Origin of the sequence: Shewanella oncorhynchi, from assembly GCF_012584455.1 — a bacterium.
GTDB classification, from domain to species: Bacteria; Pseudomonadota; Gammaproteobacteria; order Enterobacterales; family Shewanellaceae; genus Shewanella; species Shewanella oncorhynchi.
In genome coordinates, this window is the sequence record NZ_JABAEB010000004.1 from 131906 (window position 1) to 151109 (window position 19204).

The window sequence follows — 19204 nt, forward strand, 5'->3', positions numbered from 1 at the left end:
TCCTTACGTGAAGTTCAAACCGCTCGAAGTCGCAGGACATCCTTACGTTAAATTTATTAACTCTGAAGTTGCATAACATTAATCAGGTTAAGGAGAGTGACTATGTTAAATTCAATCAAAAAAGCACTCGGTTTATCCAAACCAGCGCGTAAAAAAGTTAAGTTGCCTGAAGGCTTGAATCACCTTGAAGTGATTTCTGCAAAAGGTTGGTGGAACTAATTTAAGTTCTGTAGCCATGAGTCTAACTCATGTACAGTGATAGTTAATTAAGCTAGCGCGGCTTAGAAACAATAAAGGGAGCATTGGCTCCCTTTAGTTTTAAGTGAATATAAAAGTACTAAATAGTCATGTAGTCATGTAGTCATGGAAATTACCTAGCAAATTAATAAATTAGCTATTTAATATCCCTTCCTCACTACAACGGATTTTCCTCAAGGCTAAATGACTATGTGTCGTAAAGAGTGGATAAGCCAGAGGCCCGAGCACAAAACCCAGCAGCACCCAATGCTTAACAGTAAAAACTGCGGTAAATGCAGCTAAGCCGAAGTACCAAGCCGAGATTAATGCTTTAAACATAACCAGCAAAACCACAAACCACCTCTTTAAAAACAACTAAATAAATCATAAAGGTAGAGAAATTAATTCCTCATCAAAATGCGGATGCTACTCGCGTAATCTTGGTGATTGATGCACATGTTAAATACGTCGTTTTAACAGCAGGATAAAAAATTCTCCGCACTATGCATAAACGAGCAACACTCATTCATCGCTACGCTCTCAGTACAGAACACGTAACACCGACCTCTCGATAAAGGGCTCGGATTATACAAGATCCACATCCCCAACATGAACATTTTTTAGGCAAAAACATACCTTATGGCAATAAAAAAAGCGGCAACAATCTGCCGCTTTTTTGTTCAATTTTGATTAACTAAGACCTAGATTAACGATGACTTAGATTCACTGAAACTTAGAAAAAGTGCGCGTTTTCTTGAGCCATGGTTTTTAAGCGCTCACAAGGTTCGAATCTGTTACCGAATTGACTTTGATAACCTTCAAGGATCTTCACTAAGTTCGCGGCGCCTAAAGAGTCAATATAATGGAATGGGCCACCGAGGAATGGCGGAAAGCCAATACCGAAAATAGCGCCAATATCACCGTCTCTTGGCGATGCAATAATACCATCGTCTAAACAACGCACCGCTTCATTGAGCATTTGTACGACACAACGCTCAGCAACCGCTTTTACATCTTTATTGGTGCCAGGCTTAATACCTAACACGCCATAAACACTCTCATCGACGACTTTCGCTTTCTTGCTAGAGTCTTTTTGGCCGTATTGATAAAAGCCTCTGCCATTTTTGCGGCCTTTACGATCGTCACCTAAAAGCTTGTCGAATGCGGCTGGCGCTTTAAAACGTTCACCCAATTCTTTCTCAAGGATCGGTGAAATTTTTGCGCCCACGTCGATACCCACTTCGTCGAGCAAAGTAATCGGTCCCACTGGGAAGCCAAATTTCACTAAAGCTTTATCCAAATGCTCAACACTTTGGCCTTCGAGTAGTAATTGCGCCGCCTCGTTCATGTAGAGCGCCAGAATACGGTTTACATAGAAACCCGCGCCATCTTGCACCACTATCGGTGTTTTACCTTGCTTACGGGCAAATGCGACAGTTGTCGCAATGGTTTCTGGCGAGGTTTTAGCGTGGGCAATCACTTCCACCAGCGGCATTTTTTCCACTGGCGAGAAATAATGCAGACCAATCACATTTTCAGGACGCGTCGCCGCCTCGGCGATTTGGCTAATCGGCAAAGATGAGGTGTTTGACGCAAAAATAGTGTGCTCACCACACTCACGCTCAATGTCTTTCACCATTTGATGCTTAAGCGCTAAGTCTTCAAATACCGCTTCCACAACGATGTCGGCATCGTTAACGCCTTTATACTCAGTGGTTGTAGTCATCAGTGCCATTAAGTTGTCACGGGCAGCAGGCGTCATATGACGGCGCTTTACCCCTTTATCCAACAACTTATAAGCGTAGGCTAATGCATTGCTTAAACCTTTTTCGTTGATGTCTTTGACGCGAACAGGGATTTTAGCCTTAGTGGTAGTCACAGAGGCGATGCCTCCGCCCATTAAACCACCACCTAAGATCACCGCTTTCTTCACTTTACGCGGCGTAGCACCCTCAGCGCCGGTTTCTTTCTTCATTTCTGTGGTAGCGAAGAAAATACTGCGCAGCGCTTCAGATTCTTTTGATACCACTAATTCGGCAAAGTGACTCGCTTCGACTTCTAGCCCTTTTTGCATCCCCTTCGCAATCCCTTGACGCACGCAGTCAATAATTTTGGCTGGTGCTGGATAATTACCTTGGGTTTTCTTTTCGACTTGTTTAGTCGCTTGATCGAAAATAATGTTACGGCCAAAGCTCGTGCCTTCAAGCACTTGATTAACGAGCGACTTGTTAACAGGTTTCGGTGCACGTTTACCAGCCAGTGCCATCTCAACTGCGGTTTGCAGCAAAATGGTCTGCGGTACAACATCATTCACTAAGCCCATTTTCAAGGCTTGTTTAGGACGGATTTGTTTACCGGTCAGCATCATGTCTAAGGCGGTGGTAATGCCGACTAAACGAGGCAAACGTTGAGTCCCACCGCCGCCAGGTAATAAGCCAAGTTGAACTTCCGGTACGCCGAGCATGGTTTTACCATCGTCGCTACATACCCTTTGATGGCAGGCTAAGGCTAACTCTAAACCACCACCTAAACAGGCACCATGGATTGCCGCCACTACAGGAATTTTTAAGGCTTCTAACTCATTAAAAACCAAATGCCCTTGCTGGGATAAGGCTTTGGCATCGGCCGCCGTTTTACAGGCATCGAGCATGGAAATATCCGCGCCCGCGACGAAAGAATCTTTCTTGCCCGAGATCAGCACGAGCCCACGAATATGAGGATCGCTTTTAATCTCAGCCAGAATCTCACTGATTTCAGGGCCAAACTGTGCTTTTAGGGTGTTCATGGTTTCGCCAGGAACATCCATAGTCAAAATGGCAATGCCGTCGTCGCGGCGGGTTAAATTAAAGGTCTTTTCCATGCCGATTACTCCACTTCCACTATCATAGCCACACCCAAACCACCGGCCGCACAGGCCGTCGTTAAGCCAGTTCCACCACCACGGCGCTTAAGCTCACGACACACTTGGGTGATTAAACGGGTTCCCGTTGCCGCAAAAGGATGACCATAAGCAAGCGAGCCGCCGAGCACGTTAAACTTGCTCATGTCGATTTCGCCAATCGCGCGGTTGCGGCCGAGTTTTTCTTCGGCAAATTTTTTCGAAGCAAACATCTGCATATTCGCTAATGTCTGCGCCGCAAAGGCTTCGTGCATTTCAATCAGGGTAAGATCTTCTAATTCCATTCCGGCACGTTTTAACGCCAGTGGCGTCGCGTAAGATGGCCCCATCAGCATATCTTGCCACACATCAATGGCGCTAAAGGCGTAACTCTTAATGTAACCAATCGGTTGATAACCTAAGGCTTTGGCTCGACCTTCACTCATCAGGATAATCGCTGAGGCACCGTCCGTCAGTGGCGTACTATTGGCCGCCGTCACAGTACCGTGTTGTTTGTCGAATGCAGGGCGCAACTTAGCATATGACTCCAGTACCGAGTTTTCGCGGATATTGTTATCACGATCGATAAACTGCTTATACGGCGGTATATGCGCGACCATAACTTCGTCACGCAAATGGCCCGAAGCCCAAGTTTCACTCGCTAAGGTATGTGAGCGATGTGCTAAGGCATCTTGATCGGCACGGCTAATATTGTAGGTTTTTGCCATCTGCTCGGCGGTTTGTCCCATAGACAAGCCCGTTGAGTACTCTGCCACCGCAGGCGGCACAGGTAATAAATCCTTTAAACCTAAACGGCGGAAAATTTGTAACTTTTGCCCAAAGCTACGGGCTTTATTCAGATCGACTAACGCATGGGCTAATTTTTTCGATACACCGATAGGCAATACAGAGGAAGAGTCGGCGCCGCCCGCAATACCGATTTCGATATTACCCGTCATGATAGATTCAGCCACGTTTACGGCAGATTGAAAGCTAGTTGCACAGGCGCGAGTGACACTATAGGCATCGGTCGACACATTCATGCCAGTACCGAGTACGATTTCACGGGCAATGTTAGGTGCAGCGGGCATTTGCACCACTTGTCCATATACTAATTGCTCAATCAGCTTAGGATCGAGTTCTGAGCGCGCCAATAATTCATTGACCACCATTTTGCCCATATCGAGCGCCGATACGCCGTGGAATGCCGTGGCTTGCTTTGCAAAGGGCGTTCTTAAACCCGCTACAATGGCGATACGTTCACCCTTGGCGTTCGTAACCTGTTGTCTATCACTCATTTGTCACCCTCTTTATGTGCGCAATCGCTGAGAGATTTCAGGCGGCGCTATCGATTTCCGTGTTTGACCCATTGTTTTACGGCGAAAAACGCCCAATAACAGGTCTGACCATTAAAGTGTGATCTGATTCTAACTTCTTGTCAGCAAGTTTTAAACACCTGTTTGTTTTTTTAACACTAGCCAAACCCTAAGGGAATTCTTTACCATAGCTGTTGTCTATAGCCCACACACGTATTTTCAACATAATAAAACGAGTAGCATCATGCCTTTGAGTCGCTTCCACGCATTACGCACTTACCTAAATAAGGTTGTTTTAGGGCAGCCAGTATTGACCGAAAATCTGCTCATTGCCTTAATTGCCAATGGCCACTTATTAGTTGAAGGACCACCGGGGCTGGCCAAGACCCGTGCAGTGAAAGCCTTATGTGACGGGGTTGAGGGCGATTTCCACCGCATTCAATTTACCCCAGATCTACTGCCCGCCGACTTAACCGGTACAGATATCTATCGCTCGCAAACTGGCACCTTCGAATTTGAAGCCGGACCGATTTTCCACAATTTAATCTTGGCGGACGAAATTAACCGTGCCCCAGCCAAAGTTCAGTCAGCCTTATTAGAAGCCATGGCCGAAGGCCAAGTCACAGTTGGTAAGCACAGCTATAAGCTACCGCCGCTGTTTTTAGTGATGGCCACCCAAAATCCATTAGAGAACGAAGGCACGTATCCGCTGCCCGAAGCACAGCTTGACCGTTTTCTGATGCACTTAAACCTTGATTACCCAAGCGGTGAGACTGAAATCGAAATTCTGCGTCAATCCCGCAAAGAAGCACTGACCCACGAATTGCCAACCACTGAGCCGATTGCACAAGCAGATGTGTTTGCCGCCCGTGACGAAGCCATGGAAATCTATCTTGCCGAGCCGCTCGAAAAGTACATAGTCGAAATCGTGATGGCGACCCGTGAGCCTTTACGTTACAGCGAAGACTTAGCTAAGTGGCTTGAGTACGGCGTCAGCCCGCGCGCAACCATTTCATTAGAACGCTGCGCCCGCGCCCGTGCTTGGCTGCACGAGCGAGACTTTGTTTCACCGGAAGACATTCAAGCCGTCGCACCGAACGTGTTAAGACACAGATTGCTACTTAGCTACCAAGCACAGGCCGAAGGTGTCAGCCGCGATCACGTGATCAACCACATCTTAAGTCAAGTTGCAGTACCTTAACGGTGAAGATAAAGGTGAAATAAGATGAGTGACATAGCGCGACTCTCAGCCTCAGTCGATGGCTTGCCGCTTTTTGCCGATGGCTTGCATTTAACCGAGCAAGAGCTGCTGGCGTGCCAAAATATCGCCCGTGCTATGCCTGAGCGTTATAGCCGTGCCCGCGCTAATTTAGCGGGCCATCGCAGCAGCTTAATCAAAGGCCGCGGTATGGAGTTTGCCGAGGTGCGCCACTACCAACAGGGCGACGATGTGCGCACCATTGATTGGCGCGTTACCGCTCGTACAGGCACAACTCACACTAAGTTATTTGTCGAAGAACGTGAGCGCCCTATTTTATTGTTAATCGACTTGAGCCAAAGCCTCTATTTTGGTTCGAGTTTATTGCTGCAATCGGTGCAAGCAGGACACCTTGCGACCACCTTAGGTTGGAATGCGATTAACCATGGCGATCGGCTCGGCGCCTTGATCGCATGCGAGTCTGAGCATTTAGAGCTCAAACCCCGCAGCCGTCGTCAGGGCATATTGCAATTGATCTCAGGCCTGCGCCGTGTGCACGAAAATCAGCTCAATCATGTTGGCACTGGCCAGCGCGATCCTGACCATATCCTGCGTGCCTGTCAGCGATTACAACGTATCGCCAAACCCGGCTCCTTAGTTTGGATAGTGACAGATGGCAGCCATTTTAGTCCCCAATGTATCGCGCCTCTCACCGAGCTTAAGCGTCATTGCGATGTGGGTGCCTATCTTATTACCGATCCTCTGCGTCAAGGTACACTGCCGTTACCACACAACTTTAATTTGCCGGTACGGGATGGGAATGAGGACTTAGTGCTTACCCGCCACAGTTATCAGGCTTGGCTCGACATTCAGTTGCGTCAACAAAACAACTTTATCGCCATGATGCAGCAACTGCGCGTACGTACCCAGCTCATAGATGCGGGTGCTCCCCTAGCCCATCAATTGGAATTATTGCGTTAACTATGGATCCAGCAACAGTGAATTCAGAAATAGCAAATCCACAGGCAACAGTACCTATGCCTTCTACGGCGTCAAACCCAGCCCTTGCACAACTGCAGGATATTATTCATCCCGATCCGATCGGCGCTTGGCCTTGGGCAATCGGTTATTGGCTGGTTTTAGCACTTGTGATTGCCCTCATCACACTCTTAGTTATCTGGCTAAGAAAACGCGCCCGTGACTTAGCGCCAAAAAAAGCCGCTAAACAGTTACTCAATCAGCTCGATAGACAAGCGACTTCCTATGCCTCTGACGTCAACAGCCTATTAAAGCGCACCGCCATGAGTTACCTCAGCAGAGAAGCGATAGCCTCCTTAGATGGTGAAGCTTGGGCGACTTGGCTAGACAGCTATTTACCCGAGCATAAACGCCAACATATCGGCCCTTTGCTAGCCAAACGCCATCAGGCAACTCCATTGACCTTAGCTGAAGCCAATGAATTGCATCAACTCACACAGGCTTGGTTGGCATCGAAAGCAAAACTGAGTGCGCCTGAGCCGACTCTTGCTCATGTTAGTGGCGACGCTCGAGCTAAAAGCCAAGCGACACCCCAGCCAGCTGACACTCAACAAGCGGAGGCACAATGTTAACAATTGCATGGCCTTGGCTATTGATATTATTGCCTTTACCTTTGATTTTTTGGCGCCAACACACAGTACAAGTGGATGGTGGCCGGCTGCAATTACCCGGAATAAGCCAAACGGGTAAACAAAGCTTAGCGGCCAACACGCGCCAGAGTCGCAAACGCTACTGGCTGATGTGGTGCCTGTTAGTGCTCGCTATTGCTCGTCCGCAATGGCTTGGTGAACCTATCGAACTGCCAAGCCAAGGCCGCGATTTGATGATGGCGGTGGATTTATCCGGCAGTATGCAGATTGAAGACATGGTGGTGAATGGCAAAACCGTCGACCGTTTCACTTTAATTCAGCACGTCGTCAGTGACTTTATCGAGCGCCGCAAGGGTGATCGTATCGGCTTGATCCTCTTTGCCGATCACGCCTATTTACAGGCGCCGCTCACCCAAGACAGACGTTCAGTCGCGCAATTTTTAAAAGAAGCACAAATTGGCTTAGTCGGTAAGCAAACCGCCATAGGTGAAGCCATCGCGCTGGCGGTAAAACGCTTCGATAAAATGGACGAGAGTAATAGAGTGTTGATTTTATTGACCGACGGTTCTAACAACGCGGGCAATATCGAACCAGAGCAAGCAGCGCAAATTGCCGCTAATCGTAAAGTTACCATTTATACGGTTGGTGTGGGCGCAGATGTAATGGAGCGCCGCACACTCTTTGGCCGCGAGCGGGTTAATCCTTCGATGGATCTGGATGAAAACCAACTTAAGCATATCGCCGACGTCACCCACGGCCGTTATTTTCGCGCCCGTAACAGCCAAGAGCTAGACCAGATTTACCAAGAAATCGATAAACTCGAACCAGTGAGTCGCGATCAATTAAGCTATCGTCCGCAGGCAGATCTGTTCTACTGGCCGCTGGCACTAGCATTACTGACGAGTCTGTGGATTGCCTTAGGTCAATTGCCACTGTTTGCAGCGCGCCGCGTTAAACCCTCTGTCGCAACCACTTCACAGGGGAACATCAAATAATGAGCCTACATTTTATTCGTCCCGAATGGCTACTCGCACTAGTACCGCTAGCCTTAGCCTTGTTGAGTTTATGGCGGCAACACGAGAGCCACAGCGCTTGGAATCGTTATATTGCGCCGCACTTAGCCAAGATATTGGTCACCCAAAGCAATAAGAAATCCCGCCGTCCGTTGCATTTATTAGCCTTAACTTGGTTGATTGCGACCTTGGCACTCGCCGGACCTGCCGTGAATAAACAATCCTTACCTGTATTTGCCGCCGAGCAAGGCCGCGTACTGGTGATGGACATGTCCGTATCTATGTTCGCCACCGATCTTGCGCCGAATCGGTTAACCCAAGCCAAATTTAGGGCAACGGATCTCCTGCGTAATCTTAAAGAAGGTGAAACAGGTTTAGTCGCCTTTGCAGGAGATGCCTTTACTATCAGCCCGTTAACGCGCGATACCGGCACGCTACTCAATTTACTGCCGACGTTAAGTCCTGAGATCATGCCCGTTCGTGGCTCAAACTTAGCGGCAGGTTTAACCCAAGCTAAAACGCTACTGGCTCAGGGTGGGCATATTCGCGGTGATATTATCGTGATGACAGATGGCATAACCGCTGCCCAATTTGATGACGCTAACTCGGCATTAAGTGGCACGCAATATCGTCTTGCCGTCGTCGCTTTTGGTACCAGCCAAGGCGCGCCAATCCGTCTACCCGATGGACAATTGCAGCGCGACAGCAGCAACGAAGTCGTCGTGGCCAGCACTGATTTCGCTCTGCTGCAAAAACTGGCCGCGAATAACAAAGGTGTGTTGATCCAGAATCGCACCGACGGTAATGATCTCGCCCAATTACAGCAATGGTTAAGCGATGCTGGCGATGCGAAAGCCACAGATCTTGATGGTGAAACTTGGCAGGATCTCGGTCCTTACCTCGCCTTATCATTACTGCTACCCGCACTTTTCAGCTTTAGACAAGGAATCGTGGCCAGTGTTGGATTGGCCACTCTCGCGGGCGGCTTACTGCTCGCGGCTGTGCCTCAGCCAGCCCATGCCAGTGTGTGGGACAATGCCTGGGATAGTATGTGGAAAACCACAGATCAACAAGCGATGCAGGCCTATCAATCCCAAGATTACGCAAACGCCGCTAAGCAGTTTGAGTCGCCCCAATGGCGTGGCAGCGCCCAATACAAAGCCGGTGATTACCAGCAAGCACTGAAAACCTTCGAGCAAGATAGCTCAGCCCAAGGCCTCTACAATCAAGGCAATGCGTTGATGCAACTCGGTAAACCCGATAAGGCCAAGGAGCGCTATCAAGCCGCGCTTGAGAAACAAGCTGATTTCCCTACGGCGAAGGCCAATCTTGAACTGGCTGAAAAGTTATTGCAGGAACAGCAACAACAGCAAGGTAAAAACGAGCAACAGGATAAGAACCAAGATCAACAAGGCGATCAGCATTCCGGTGATCCCAAATCAGGTGATCAACAGTCTGGCGACCAACAATCCGGTGACCAAAAATCGCAGGATAAACAGCAATCTGACCAAGATAGCGCTCAGAAAGATAAGCAAGATCAAGCAGGGCAAGAGTCTCAGGATCAACAGGACGATGCCGACGCGGATCAAAGCCCTGAGCAGCAAAAAACGGATGAGCAACAATCTGAGCAAGATAAGCAAAATGGCAATGCTCAGGATCAGCAGGATGAAGCCAAGCAGCAAAATGGCGAGCAGGATACGCAGGAAAATGAGCCTGCAGACAATGAAGCTAAGATGCAAGCGCAGGCTAAAGCCGATGCTGAAGAGCAAAAGTCAGCAGAACAGAAAAAGCAAAGTGTTGCCGCCAAAGAAGCTCCTGAGCAAAATGCGCAAGATAAACAAGAGGCTGCTATGAGTGAATCGGTCGAGGCACCGCCAACCAATAGCGAGTCACTGCCCGCAGAAATGCAGCGAGCACTGAGGGGCGTGAGTGAAGACCCGCAAGTGTTACTGCGCAACAAGATGCAGTTGGAATATCAAAAACGCCGTCAAAATGGCCAAATATCAAAGGATAACGAACAGTGGTGACGAGACAATTTTTTATCCTGCTACTCCTTGCCATCGGAGTGGCTCATCCCGCCTTTGCACTTAGCAAAATTGAGGCCTCGGTCGATCGCAACCCAGTGATGGAGGGCGAATACTTTGTGCTCAACATCAGTGTCGATGACGAAGTCGATACAGGTAAGCTAGACACATCAGCTCTACTGAAAGATTTTATTGTCGGCCGTACTAGCGTGAGTCGCAGCACGCAAATCATGAACTTCGATGCGGTCAAAGAAACCCGCTGGCAAGTGCTGCTCGCGCCAAAACAACAAGGCCAGTTAACCATTCCAGCCTTTAGTATTGACGGCGTCAGCTCATCGCCTATTCCTCTCAAAGTGGTAGAAACCGGTAGCCAGCCCGCGCAAATGAACAATCTGTTCATTGACGCCAAAGTCTCTACCGACGAAGCCTATGTTGGGCAGCTCATTACCTACAAGGTGAAACTCTATCTGGCGGTAGAATTACAAAGGGGCGTATTGAGTGCACCTGTGATCGAAGGCGCACAGATCAAACAAATCGGAGAAGATAGGGATGGTTCAGAGATAGTCGATGGCCGACGTTACCGCGTGATTGAACGCACCTATGGCATCATTCCCGATTTGCCCGGCCAAGTGAATATCAAAGGTGCAACCTTTGCTGGCGATGTGCTGGTAGAATCCCAACGCCGCGGCGGCATGTTTGGCTTTAATGAAAGCCGCCCAATGCAAGCAGGCGCGCCCTCACTGACAGTTCAAGTGAATCCCGCACCAACAAGTTTCCAAGGCCAATGGCTAGTTGCCGATTTAGTGGCGCTAAAAGAAAACTTCCCTGAAGATATTAAAAAGTTTACCGTCGGTAGCCCTATCACCCGCACTATTACGCTGTTGGCTTCCAATGCTGATGAAAATAGTCTGCCTGATATACTGCAAACTCTGCCCGATGAACTCAAGTCATACCCAGAAAAACCCCAGCGGCAGACCTTTGTGCGCGATGCACAAATTGTTTCGCAGTACAGTATTACTTCGGCAATCGTTCCCAGCAAAGCGGGCACCTTTACCTTGCCCGAAATCAAAGTGCCTTGGTGGAATCCGCGCCTTAAACGTCAAGAAACTGCAACGCTGCCCGCACGTACCATAATCGTTGAAGGTGGTGCTGTCAGTGATACGCCAGCTCAACCAACATGGGAAACCAACTCCGCGGCCGATAAGGGCTGGTCTTGGCTGACCACGGTTTTTGCTGCGCTATGGCTGGTGACTCTAGTCGCTTGGATTATCACCTTAGTCGCTTGGCGCCGCGCCTTAAAAAATCAAACGGCCGCCCCAATTTCAGTAAACTCTTCAATCAGTTCAGCACAATCAGTCACTGCCTCCGGCTTTAAAGGATTAGAGCAAGCCTGCGCCAGTGGCGATGTGAGCCGGATTATGTTGCAATTGCAGCGATATTTCAGTGAGTTACAGCAAACGCCTATGACATTAGATAAGATTGCTGAGCAGTCACCACAACTAGCAGCAGCGATACAGCAACTGCAAATCAAAGCCTACAGTGCGAAGGCCGATAAGAGCCACCATACTGAGAGTGCTAATACGAGCAGTGCGAATTCTAACAATACAAATAGCCACTTAAGCGCCGAATGTACCGCCTTACTTAACGCGGTTAAGGCTTGTGAGCATAAACATTCCGCACCTAAATCAGCGCCATTAAGCCCACTGAATCCTAAGTAAATTAAGGATTTAATGAGAGAGAAGCGAGCTCAACTATGCTAAACATTCAGCCAACAAGCCGAAAAAATAAAAATGTTTGCTAACTGGCGTAAGAAATCCGTCGAGCCCGCGGTCTCTTCTGACATGCTAAGTAAACAACGACGATACAACAGCCTAGTCAAGGCGCTACATGCAGACATCTTCCGCTACGCCTACTGGTTATCCGGCGATAAACACGTGGCTGAAGACATTACCCAAGAAACCTTCTTGCGGGCGTGGCGCTCTTTGGATTCCCTCAAGGATGATAAAGCGGCGAAAGCTTGGCTGATCACGATTCTTAGGCGTGAAAATGCGCGGCGTTTCGAGCGTAAACAGTTCGATTATTCCGACGTTGAGCAAGATACATTGGAAGACAATATCTCCAATAGCAGTGAAGAGCAGACCGAGCAATATCTGATCCGTCGACAAATTGGCAAGCTAGATATCGAATACCGCGAACCACTCTTACTCCAGCTCATTGGTGGCTTTAGCGGCGATGAAATCGCCGAGCTGATGGAGCTCAATCGCAACACCGTAATGACGCGTTTATTTCGGGCGAGGAGCCAATTGAAAGAATTACTTGAGAAGAATGATGTTAGAGGTCAATCCAATGGATGAGCTTAAATTTAGACGTCAAGCTTATGAAGATCCTCATAATCAGGATGTTGACTTTCTGGCGCAGATCAATGCCAAGCCAGAAAACCAAGCCCTAATCAATGAGCTTAAAAACCTTGATGCCAAACTGAGCAATGCATTGAAAGTAGATGTGGCTGAGGATCTCGCCGACAAACTCATTTTGCGGCAGCAGTTACAACAGCACCATAAACAGCGCCGGCAAACGTTTTTTTTAGTGGCCATGGCAGCCTCGGTCGCGTTTGTGGTAGGGATCAGCTTCAGCCTATTACGCTTAGGGCCTATTGATTTGGCTGAACATGCACTGGCCCATGTCTACCATGAAGATATTGCCTTGCATGTCGATCAAAATGTCAATTTTAGTCAAGTCAATGCCCAGCTTGCGTCGATAAAAGACTTTGGCAATGCCAAATTTACCCAACAACCGGGCAAAGTGTATTACACCTCTTATTGCGATTTTCAAGGGGTAAAAAGCCTGCACTTAGTACTTCAGGGCGAACAAAGTAAGGTGACGCTTTTTATCGTGCCACTCGAGAAACGTATGGTGTTGGATAAAACCTTCGCCGACGGTAAATATCAAGGGATGGGCTTTGAAACGCCCGATGCATTTATTTTGCTCATAGGTGAGGATCAAGCTGACCTTAGCTATATAAAAGACGAAATCAAGAATATATTTATTTAAGACATTGTTATAAATGATATTTAAAAATCAACCTCCGATATTTTCATGTTATCGGAGGTTAGATTTCAATCACACTTACATCTGCTAATGGGCGCACGTTCAAACATCTGGTAGCATGCTTGCCACTTTTAATAATAAAAAGATGGGAAAAGGCAAGATGACGATTGAAACCCCGATTTTAATCACATTTGTTGGTTACTTAGTATTGATGATGGGCATAGGTTTTTGGGCTTACCGTGCTACCGATACTGTTGATGATTATATTTTAGGTGGCCGCAAAATGGGCCCCGCAGTGACCGCACTCAGCGTGGGTGCATCTGACATGTCAGGTTGGCTGTTACTGGGATTACCCGGCGCAGTTTACTTAAGCGGCTTAGGTGCAGCCTGGATTGGCGTAGGATTAATTATTGGTGCTTGGCTAAACTGGTTATTTGTTGCCAAACGACTGCGCATTTATACCCAACTCGCCGATAACGCCCTCACTTTACCGGATTTTTTCGAGAAACGTTTCCACGATACCCAAGGCTATCTCAAGCTCGTTTCCGCAATCACTATTCTGGTGTTTTTTACTTTCTATGCCTCCTCAGGCATGGTCGGTGGCGCGATTTTGTTTGAGAAAGTCTTTGGGCTTGATTACACTGCAGCCCTCGTGATTGGCTCGGCCATCATAGTCGGTTACACCTTTATTGGCGGTTTCTTTGCCGTGTGTTGGACTGACTTTTTCCAAGGCAGTTTAATGCTCATCGCCCTATTGATTGTCCCTTTTGCCGTTTTCGCTCACCCCGAAAGCCATGCAGGTATTGAAACGATTGATCCCGCTATGTTGGCATTGGTCAATGACAAAACCACTGCCATCGGCATGTTATCTTTGCTCGCATGGGGCCTAGGTTATTTTGGTCAGCCACATATTTTGTCGCGTTTTATGGCGATAGGCAGTGCCGATGCCCTGCCCTTGTCACGCCGTATAGCCATGAGCTGGATGGTGTTATCTCTCATTGGCGCGTTAGCCACAGGTATCGCAGGATCGCTCTATTTCGCCAAAGAGCCATTAGCCAATTCTGAAACGGTATTTATCCATTTAGCTCAAGCAGCGTTTAACCCATGGATTGGTGGGCTATTAATCGCCGCTATTTTATCGGCAATCATGAGTACTATCGACTCACAACTCTTAGTCTGCTCAAGTGTCATCACCGAAGATTTCTACCGTAAATGGTTGCGCCCAAAGGCCGATGATCGCGAGCTAATGATGGTAGGTCGTTTAGGCGTACTCGCTATCGCTGTGATTGCAGGTGTGATAGCACTCAATCCTGAAAGTAGCGTGCTCAGTTTAGTGAGTTATGCTTGGGCAGGCTTTGGTGCGGCCTTTGGTCCCGTAGTCTTGTTATCCTTGTTTTGGAAGCAATACAGCCGTAATGGCGCTATCGCCACTATTATTGTCGGTGCATTAACCGTGGTGATTTGGAAGCAACTCACTGGTGGCATTTTTGAAGTATACGAAATCCTTCCTGGGTTTATATTCGCGACTATTGCGGGTATTTTAGTCAGTAAATTCTCTGCTCCAAGTGAAAAAGTAACGACAGAGTTCGAACAATTTAAGTCTGCACTCTAATCTAGATATGCTTCCATATGTTTAAAAGCGCACAAGTGTGCGCTTTTTACATTTTGTATCCTTTTAAATACCCTACACACTATTACAAACCTTTAACTTCAATTAAAACCCATAGCGGCACCCAAAGCCCTTCATATCAAGCATCTGGCCAGACCATTCAAGCATACTAAAGTATCACTCTTGTTTTAAAGACTTTTAATTAACTGAAAATTAACATATTTCACCTCTGGTCGGACTTGTTGAGGGTACATTGAATCCATAAGATGCCGGAGACTAATAAATGGATTTAAATACTTTCGGCGGACTAGGACCGAATAAAAATCCAATACTTATAAAAAATAGAGAGAATAATAATGAAAACATTCAACAAGACACTCATTGCCGTTTCTGTCGCATTAGCAAGCACACAAACCTTAGCCGCAGGCTTCCAATTGAACAGCCAATCTGCAACAGGTATTGGCCGTGCATTCTCAGGTGATGCTGTTATCGCCGATAATGCCTCTGTTTTATCTCGTAACCCAGCAGCTATGGCTTTATTTGATGAGAAAGCCCTCTCATTCGGCGTAACCTATGCCGATATCAGCGTTACTGTTAAAGACGTTGAAAAAGCTGGCACGCCAATTAGCTTTGGTAGCGAACACGATGCTGCCGACAGTAAAGTGATCCCAAACTTTTACTACATTCAACCGCTAAACGATCAATGGGCTTTTGGTCTAGCCGCATTCAGTAACTTTGGTACAGGCACAGATACCACCGCATTAGCAAATAATGCCGTCACAATCCCAGGCATGGGTACAGTACCTGCGCCAGTGGATTTACTCGGTAATACCGAAGTCGTCACCATGAACTTCAATGCGAGCTTATCCTATCGTTTCAACGATCAATTTAGCGTCGGTGCAGGTCTCGATTTAATCTATGGTCAAGGTAAACTGAGCCGAGAAGGTAACTTACCTATCGGTCCTAACAGCGCTATGGTTAATGCTAATCTAGTCGATGTTGATGCTGATGGTTTTGCCGTAGGCGGAATTATTGGTGCTGTGTATGAGTTCAATAAAGACAACCGCATTGGTGCCAGCTACCGCCTGAGCCCAGATTTCAAAGCGACTGGAGATATCAACACTCTGAATACTCAATTAGGTAAAGTGGTTTCCTTTGATGAAATCAATATCCCATTACCAGATATTTTCCAAGTTGCGGGTTTCCATCAGTTAACAGAGAAGTTTGCTATTCACTACACTGCCCAGTTATCAACTTGGGGTGACTTTGATCAGATCACATTGACTGATGGCACTGTAGGTGGCACACCAGTCGTTAGCAGCGCGCCATTAAAACAATACGTATGGGATGACTCTTGGTTATTCAGCGTAGGTGGTACTTATACGATTAATGATAAGTGGACTGCCCGTGCAGGTTACATGCATGACCAAGGAGTTGTGAATGATATCAGCTCAATTTCAATCCCTGATTCGAACCGTAATTGGTTTACTGCAGGTTTAAGCTATAACCTGAGCACTCATTCAACTGTGGATATGGGTCTTGCCTTCGTTCGCGGTGAAGATACTGAAGTATTAGAACACAGCGCAATCATTGGCGACGTGATTGCCCATACTCGCTCTGATGCTGTGTACTACTCAGTTCAATACAGCTACCAGTTCTAAGCTAAACGCTTAACCCCAAAAGCCGCATTTTTTGCGGCTTTTTTGTATCTTAAGCATTTATTGCCTAAAGTTAATTCATACTCCTGTAAACGCAGCTACGGCTATGGCTAAAGTCATTGGACTCGGTGGAATTTTCTTTAAAAGTGTCGATCCCGTTGCCTTGGCAACTTGGTACAAAACCCATCTTCAAGTCCCCATTGAAAACTGGGGAGGCGCCGCGTTTTATCACACAGATAAATCAACTCTTGGCTACCATGTTTGGACCCCTTTCGCCCATAGCACGGACTATTTCGCCCCCTCAAATAAAGGGTTTATGTTCAACTTTGTCGTTGACGATCTAGAGCAAGCCCTAGTACAAGTAGAGCAAGGTGGCGGTCAACCGATTGGTGGTATTGAAGATTCAGAATTTGGCCGCTTTGGCTGGTTTATTGACCCTGACGGCAATAAAGTCGAATTATGGCAGCCAAGCGCCATCCCTCCTGAAAAATAGAATGCTTTAAACAGATATTTCAAAACTCATATCTCAACATAATCTCCTCTGCCTTAAGCGGCATCTATTCCGAATAAACCCAGTGCATGACTGAGGTTTATTCGGTATCGTAGACTGAGTTCATCTAATCAAGAGATTCTTTTTATGGAAAAAAGTAACATCCTTCCTGCCCTGCTGTTAGGTGGTTTCCTTTGCGCTGGGCTTGTTTATGTAGGCCAGACAGCAAGCTCAGCACTATTGCAAATGAAAGCCATGGAACGCACTGTCACGGTAAAGGGCTTAGCGGAAAAAGAAGTCAAAGCCAATGTGGCAATTTGGCCAATCAATTTCACTGAGGTCGATAACAATCTGCCTAAACTCTACGAGACGGTTCAGCAAAAAACCGATCGTGTTGTGGCGTTTTTAAAGGAACAAGGCTTTAGCGACAGCGAAATTACTGTCTCTTTGCCTTCAATTGAAGATCGCCAAGCCCAAGGTTATGTCGATCCTAACGTCAGATACCGTTACTCGGCAAAAGTGAACCTATCAGTTTATACCCCACAAATTGATCTCATGCTGAACACCCGTAAGCAAATGATTAACTTAGTAAAAGAAGGTATAGCGATTGCCAGCCAAGATTATGATAATCGCACTGAGTTTCTGTTTACCGATCTCAACTCAGTCAAACCTGTCATGGTGCAAGAAGCAACTCAAAATGCCCGCGAAGTGGCTGAAAAATTTGCTAAGGATTCGGATTCTCGCCTCGGAAAAATTAAAAGTGCGAGTCAAGGCCAGTTCACCATTTCAGACCGCGACAGCAGCACGCCTTACATTAAACAAATTCGCATCGTTTCCACACTAACCTATTATTTAAATGACTAAATTTTAGGCTTAATTTGAAACTCTGAAGCATAAGGAATAAGGCGCTATAGGCCTTATTCCTTATTCCTTATTCCTTATTCCTTATTCCTAAATTAGGTAAAAACACTACATTAAATTTTTCTAATAAATATTGATTGCCTATTGAAAACAACTCCATTAGAATTTTCTCATAAATTACATCTGGGGTGATATAAGTTATGACATCAATTTCTCGTGCTTTTTTCTTACTGCTGGCACTTTCCAGTACTCAAGCTCAGGCTGCCTCAGTCGAAACCATCGAAGTCCTAAATAAACCCTATCCGAATTGGGTCACCTTAGACGCCACCATTGAAGCAATAAAAGCAGCGACGGTATCGGCGCAAACCTCTGGTCGTATTGTCAAACTCAACTACGATGTTAACGATGTCGTCCCCGAAGGAGCCGCCCTACTGGAAATTACCAGTAAAGAGCAAGGTGCTGAATTGGCAAGCTTTGAGGCTGATCTAGCCAAAGCGAAGGCTTTAAATGTCGAAGCTCAGGCACAATACAAACGTTATAAAGAGCTATTTCCCCAAGGCGCGATTTCTAAGGGCGCGATGGATGAAGCCACCGCCAATGCTAAAGCAACAGAGCAAGCCGTCAGTGCAGCACAAGCCCGTGTCATCAAAGCCAACGAATCCTTAAAATACACTGTCGTTTCAGCGCCTTTTAGTGGCATAGTCACTGAGCGTTTTGTCGAACTTGGCGAAACCGTAAGCCCAGGACAAGCACTACTTTCAGGGTTTTCCGCGAGTCAAATGCGCGCCATTACCCAAGTGCCACAGCGTTACATTAACCAACTTAAAAATTCCCCTGAATTTCTCGTCCGTTTAAGTGATGGCCGCGAGTTCACCTCAACTGACCTCACGATTTTCAGTTTCGCCGATCCCGTCAGCCACAGTTATCAAGTGCGAATTAATCTGCCAGAAAATGAAGCCAATCTTCAACCTGGTACTTGGGCAAAAGCTTCCTTTAAAAATGGCGATCGGGAAAAAATCCAACTGCCCGCCTCTGCACTACTCACAATGAACGAACTGAGCAGTGTTTACCTTAAACAAGGCGAAGCCTTTGTGCTGACCCAAGTCCGTGTCACTGAGCCCTTAGATGGCGAGGTAGAAGTGCTTGCGGGCCTTAAGTCGGGTGACAAGGTGGCCGTTGATGCCTACCAAGTGTTGCTCAGCAAGAAGCAATAAATTCCCTAGCGACTTAAGCTTTGTCGAGGT

The 19204-nt window shown here is 47.1% G+C and carries 16 protein-coding genes; 13 read left to right on the forward strand and 3 right to left on the reverse strand.

Annotated elements, in window-relative coordinates:
• Positions 1–390 precede the first annotated feature (390 nt).
• The 3 genes from HGO26_RS07315 to fadI all read right to left on the reverse strand — a co-directional run bounded on the left by HGO26_RS07315 (position 391) and on the right by fadI (position 4413).
• Entirely contained in the window at positions 391–591 is a 201-nt protein-coding gene (locus tag HGO26_RS07315) for a hypothetical protein (RefSeq protein WP_168824254.1), read from the reverse strand.
• A gap of 379 nt (positions 592–970) precedes the next feature.
• Positions 971–3097, reverse strand: coding sequence for a fatty acid oxidation complex subunit alpha FadJ (gene fadJ / locus HGO26_RS07320; protein WP_168824256.1), 2127 nt, complete (start codon positions 3095–3097; stop codon positions 971–973).
• Positions 3098–3102: 5 nt separating this feature from the next.
• A complete protein-coding gene (gene fadI, locus HGO26_RS07325; RefSeq protein ID WP_014610833.1) occupies positions 3103–4413 on the reverse strand; it encodes an acetyl-CoA C-acyltransferase FadI in 1311 nt (436 codons plus the stop codon).
• 262 nt (positions 4414–4675) lie between these two features.
• Here fadI and HGO26_RS07330 point away from each other — a divergent pair, with 262 nt between their 5' ends.
• The 13 genes from HGO26_RS07330 to HGO26_RS07390 all read left to right on the forward strand — a co-directional run bounded on the left by HGO26_RS07330 (position 4676) and on the right by HGO26_RS07390 (position 19174).
• On the forward strand, positions 4676–5632 hold the full coding sequence (locus HGO26_RS07330) for an AAA family ATPase (protein ID WP_028761051.1): 957 nt from the start codon (positions 4676–4678) through the stop codon (positions 5630–5632).
• Positions 5633–5656: 24 nt separating this feature from the next.
• Complete coding sequence (locus HGO26_RS07335; protein WP_168824258.1) at positions 5657–6610, forward strand: DUF58 domain-containing protein; 954 nt, start codon at positions 5657–5659, stop codon at positions 6608–6610.
• A 2-nt stretch (positions 6611–6612) separates the two neighbouring features.
• On the forward strand, positions 6613–7239 hold the full coding sequence (locus HGO26_RS07340; RefSeq protein WP_168824260.1) for a DUF4381 domain-containing protein: 627 nt from the start codon (positions 6613–6615) through the stop codon (positions 7237–7239).
• Positions 7233–8252, forward strand: coding sequence for a vWA domain-containing protein (locus HGO26_RS07345; protein ID WP_131525283.1), 1020 nt, complete (start codon positions 7233–7235; stop codon positions 8250–8252). Before HGO26_RS07340 ends, HGO26_RS07345 begins: the two co-directional genes overlap by 7 nt.
• Positions 8252–10297: a VWA domain-containing protein gene (locus HGO26_RS07350; RefSeq protein ID WP_168824262.1), complete on the forward strand. Its 2046-nt coding sequence runs from the start codon at positions 8252–8254 to the stop codon at positions 10295–10297. The genes HGO26_RS07345 and HGO26_RS07350 overlap by 1 nt, the downstream gene beginning before the upstream one ends.
• Positions 10291–12012, forward strand: a complete 1722-nt coding sequence (locus tag HGO26_RS07355; protein WP_168824264.1) for a BatD family protein — start codon at positions 10291–10293, stop codon at positions 12010–12012. Before HGO26_RS07350 ends, HGO26_RS07355 begins: the two co-directional genes overlap by 7 nt.
• Positions 12013–12084: 72 nt before the next feature.
• Positions 12085–12648, forward strand: a complete 564-nt coding sequence (locus HGO26_RS07360; RefSeq protein WP_168824266.1) for a sigma-70 family RNA polymerase sigma factor — start codon at positions 12085–12087, stop codon at positions 12646–12648.
• Positions 12641–13345, forward strand: a complete 705-nt coding sequence (locus HGO26_RS07365; protein ID WP_168824268.1) for a DUF3379 domain-containing protein — start codon at positions 12641–12643, stop codon at positions 13343–13345. Before HGO26_RS07360 ends, HGO26_RS07365 begins: the two co-directional genes overlap by 8 nt.
• A 157-nt stretch (positions 13346–13502) precedes the next feature.
• The gene (gene putP, locus HGO26_RS07370; protein WP_105253092.1) at positions 13503–14954 is read left to right on the forward strand and encodes a sodium/proline symporter PutP; all 1452 of its coding nucleotides are present in this window, start codon (positions 13503–13505) and stop codon (positions 14952–14954) included.
• Between the two features lie 353 nt (positions 14955–15307).
• Positions 15308–16612 carry an OmpP1/FadL family transporter gene (locus tag HGO26_RS07375; RefSeq protein WP_168824270.1) on the forward strand — a complete coding sequence of 435 codons (1305 nt, stop codon included), beginning with the start codon at positions 15308–15310 and terminating at the stop codon, positions 16610–16612.
• 103 nt (positions 16613–16715) lie between these two features.
• Positions 16716–17102: a VOC family protein gene (locus HGO26_RS07380; protein WP_168824272.1), complete on the forward strand. Its 387-nt coding sequence runs from the start codon at positions 16716–16718 to the stop codon at positions 17100–17102.
• 144 nt (positions 17103–17246) lie between these two features.
• Positions 17247–17963, forward strand: coding sequence for an SIMPL domain-containing protein (locus tag HGO26_RS07385; protein WP_113940700.1), 717 nt, complete (start codon positions 17247–17249; stop codon positions 17961–17963).
• 197 nt (positions 17964–18160) lie between these two features.
• Positions 18161–19174, forward strand: coding sequence for an efflux RND transporter periplasmic adaptor subunit (locus HGO26_RS07390; RefSeq protein ID WP_168824274.1), 1014 nt, complete (start codon positions 18161–18163; stop codon positions 19172–19174).
• The last annotated feature ends 30 nt before the right edge of the window (positions 19175–19204 follow it).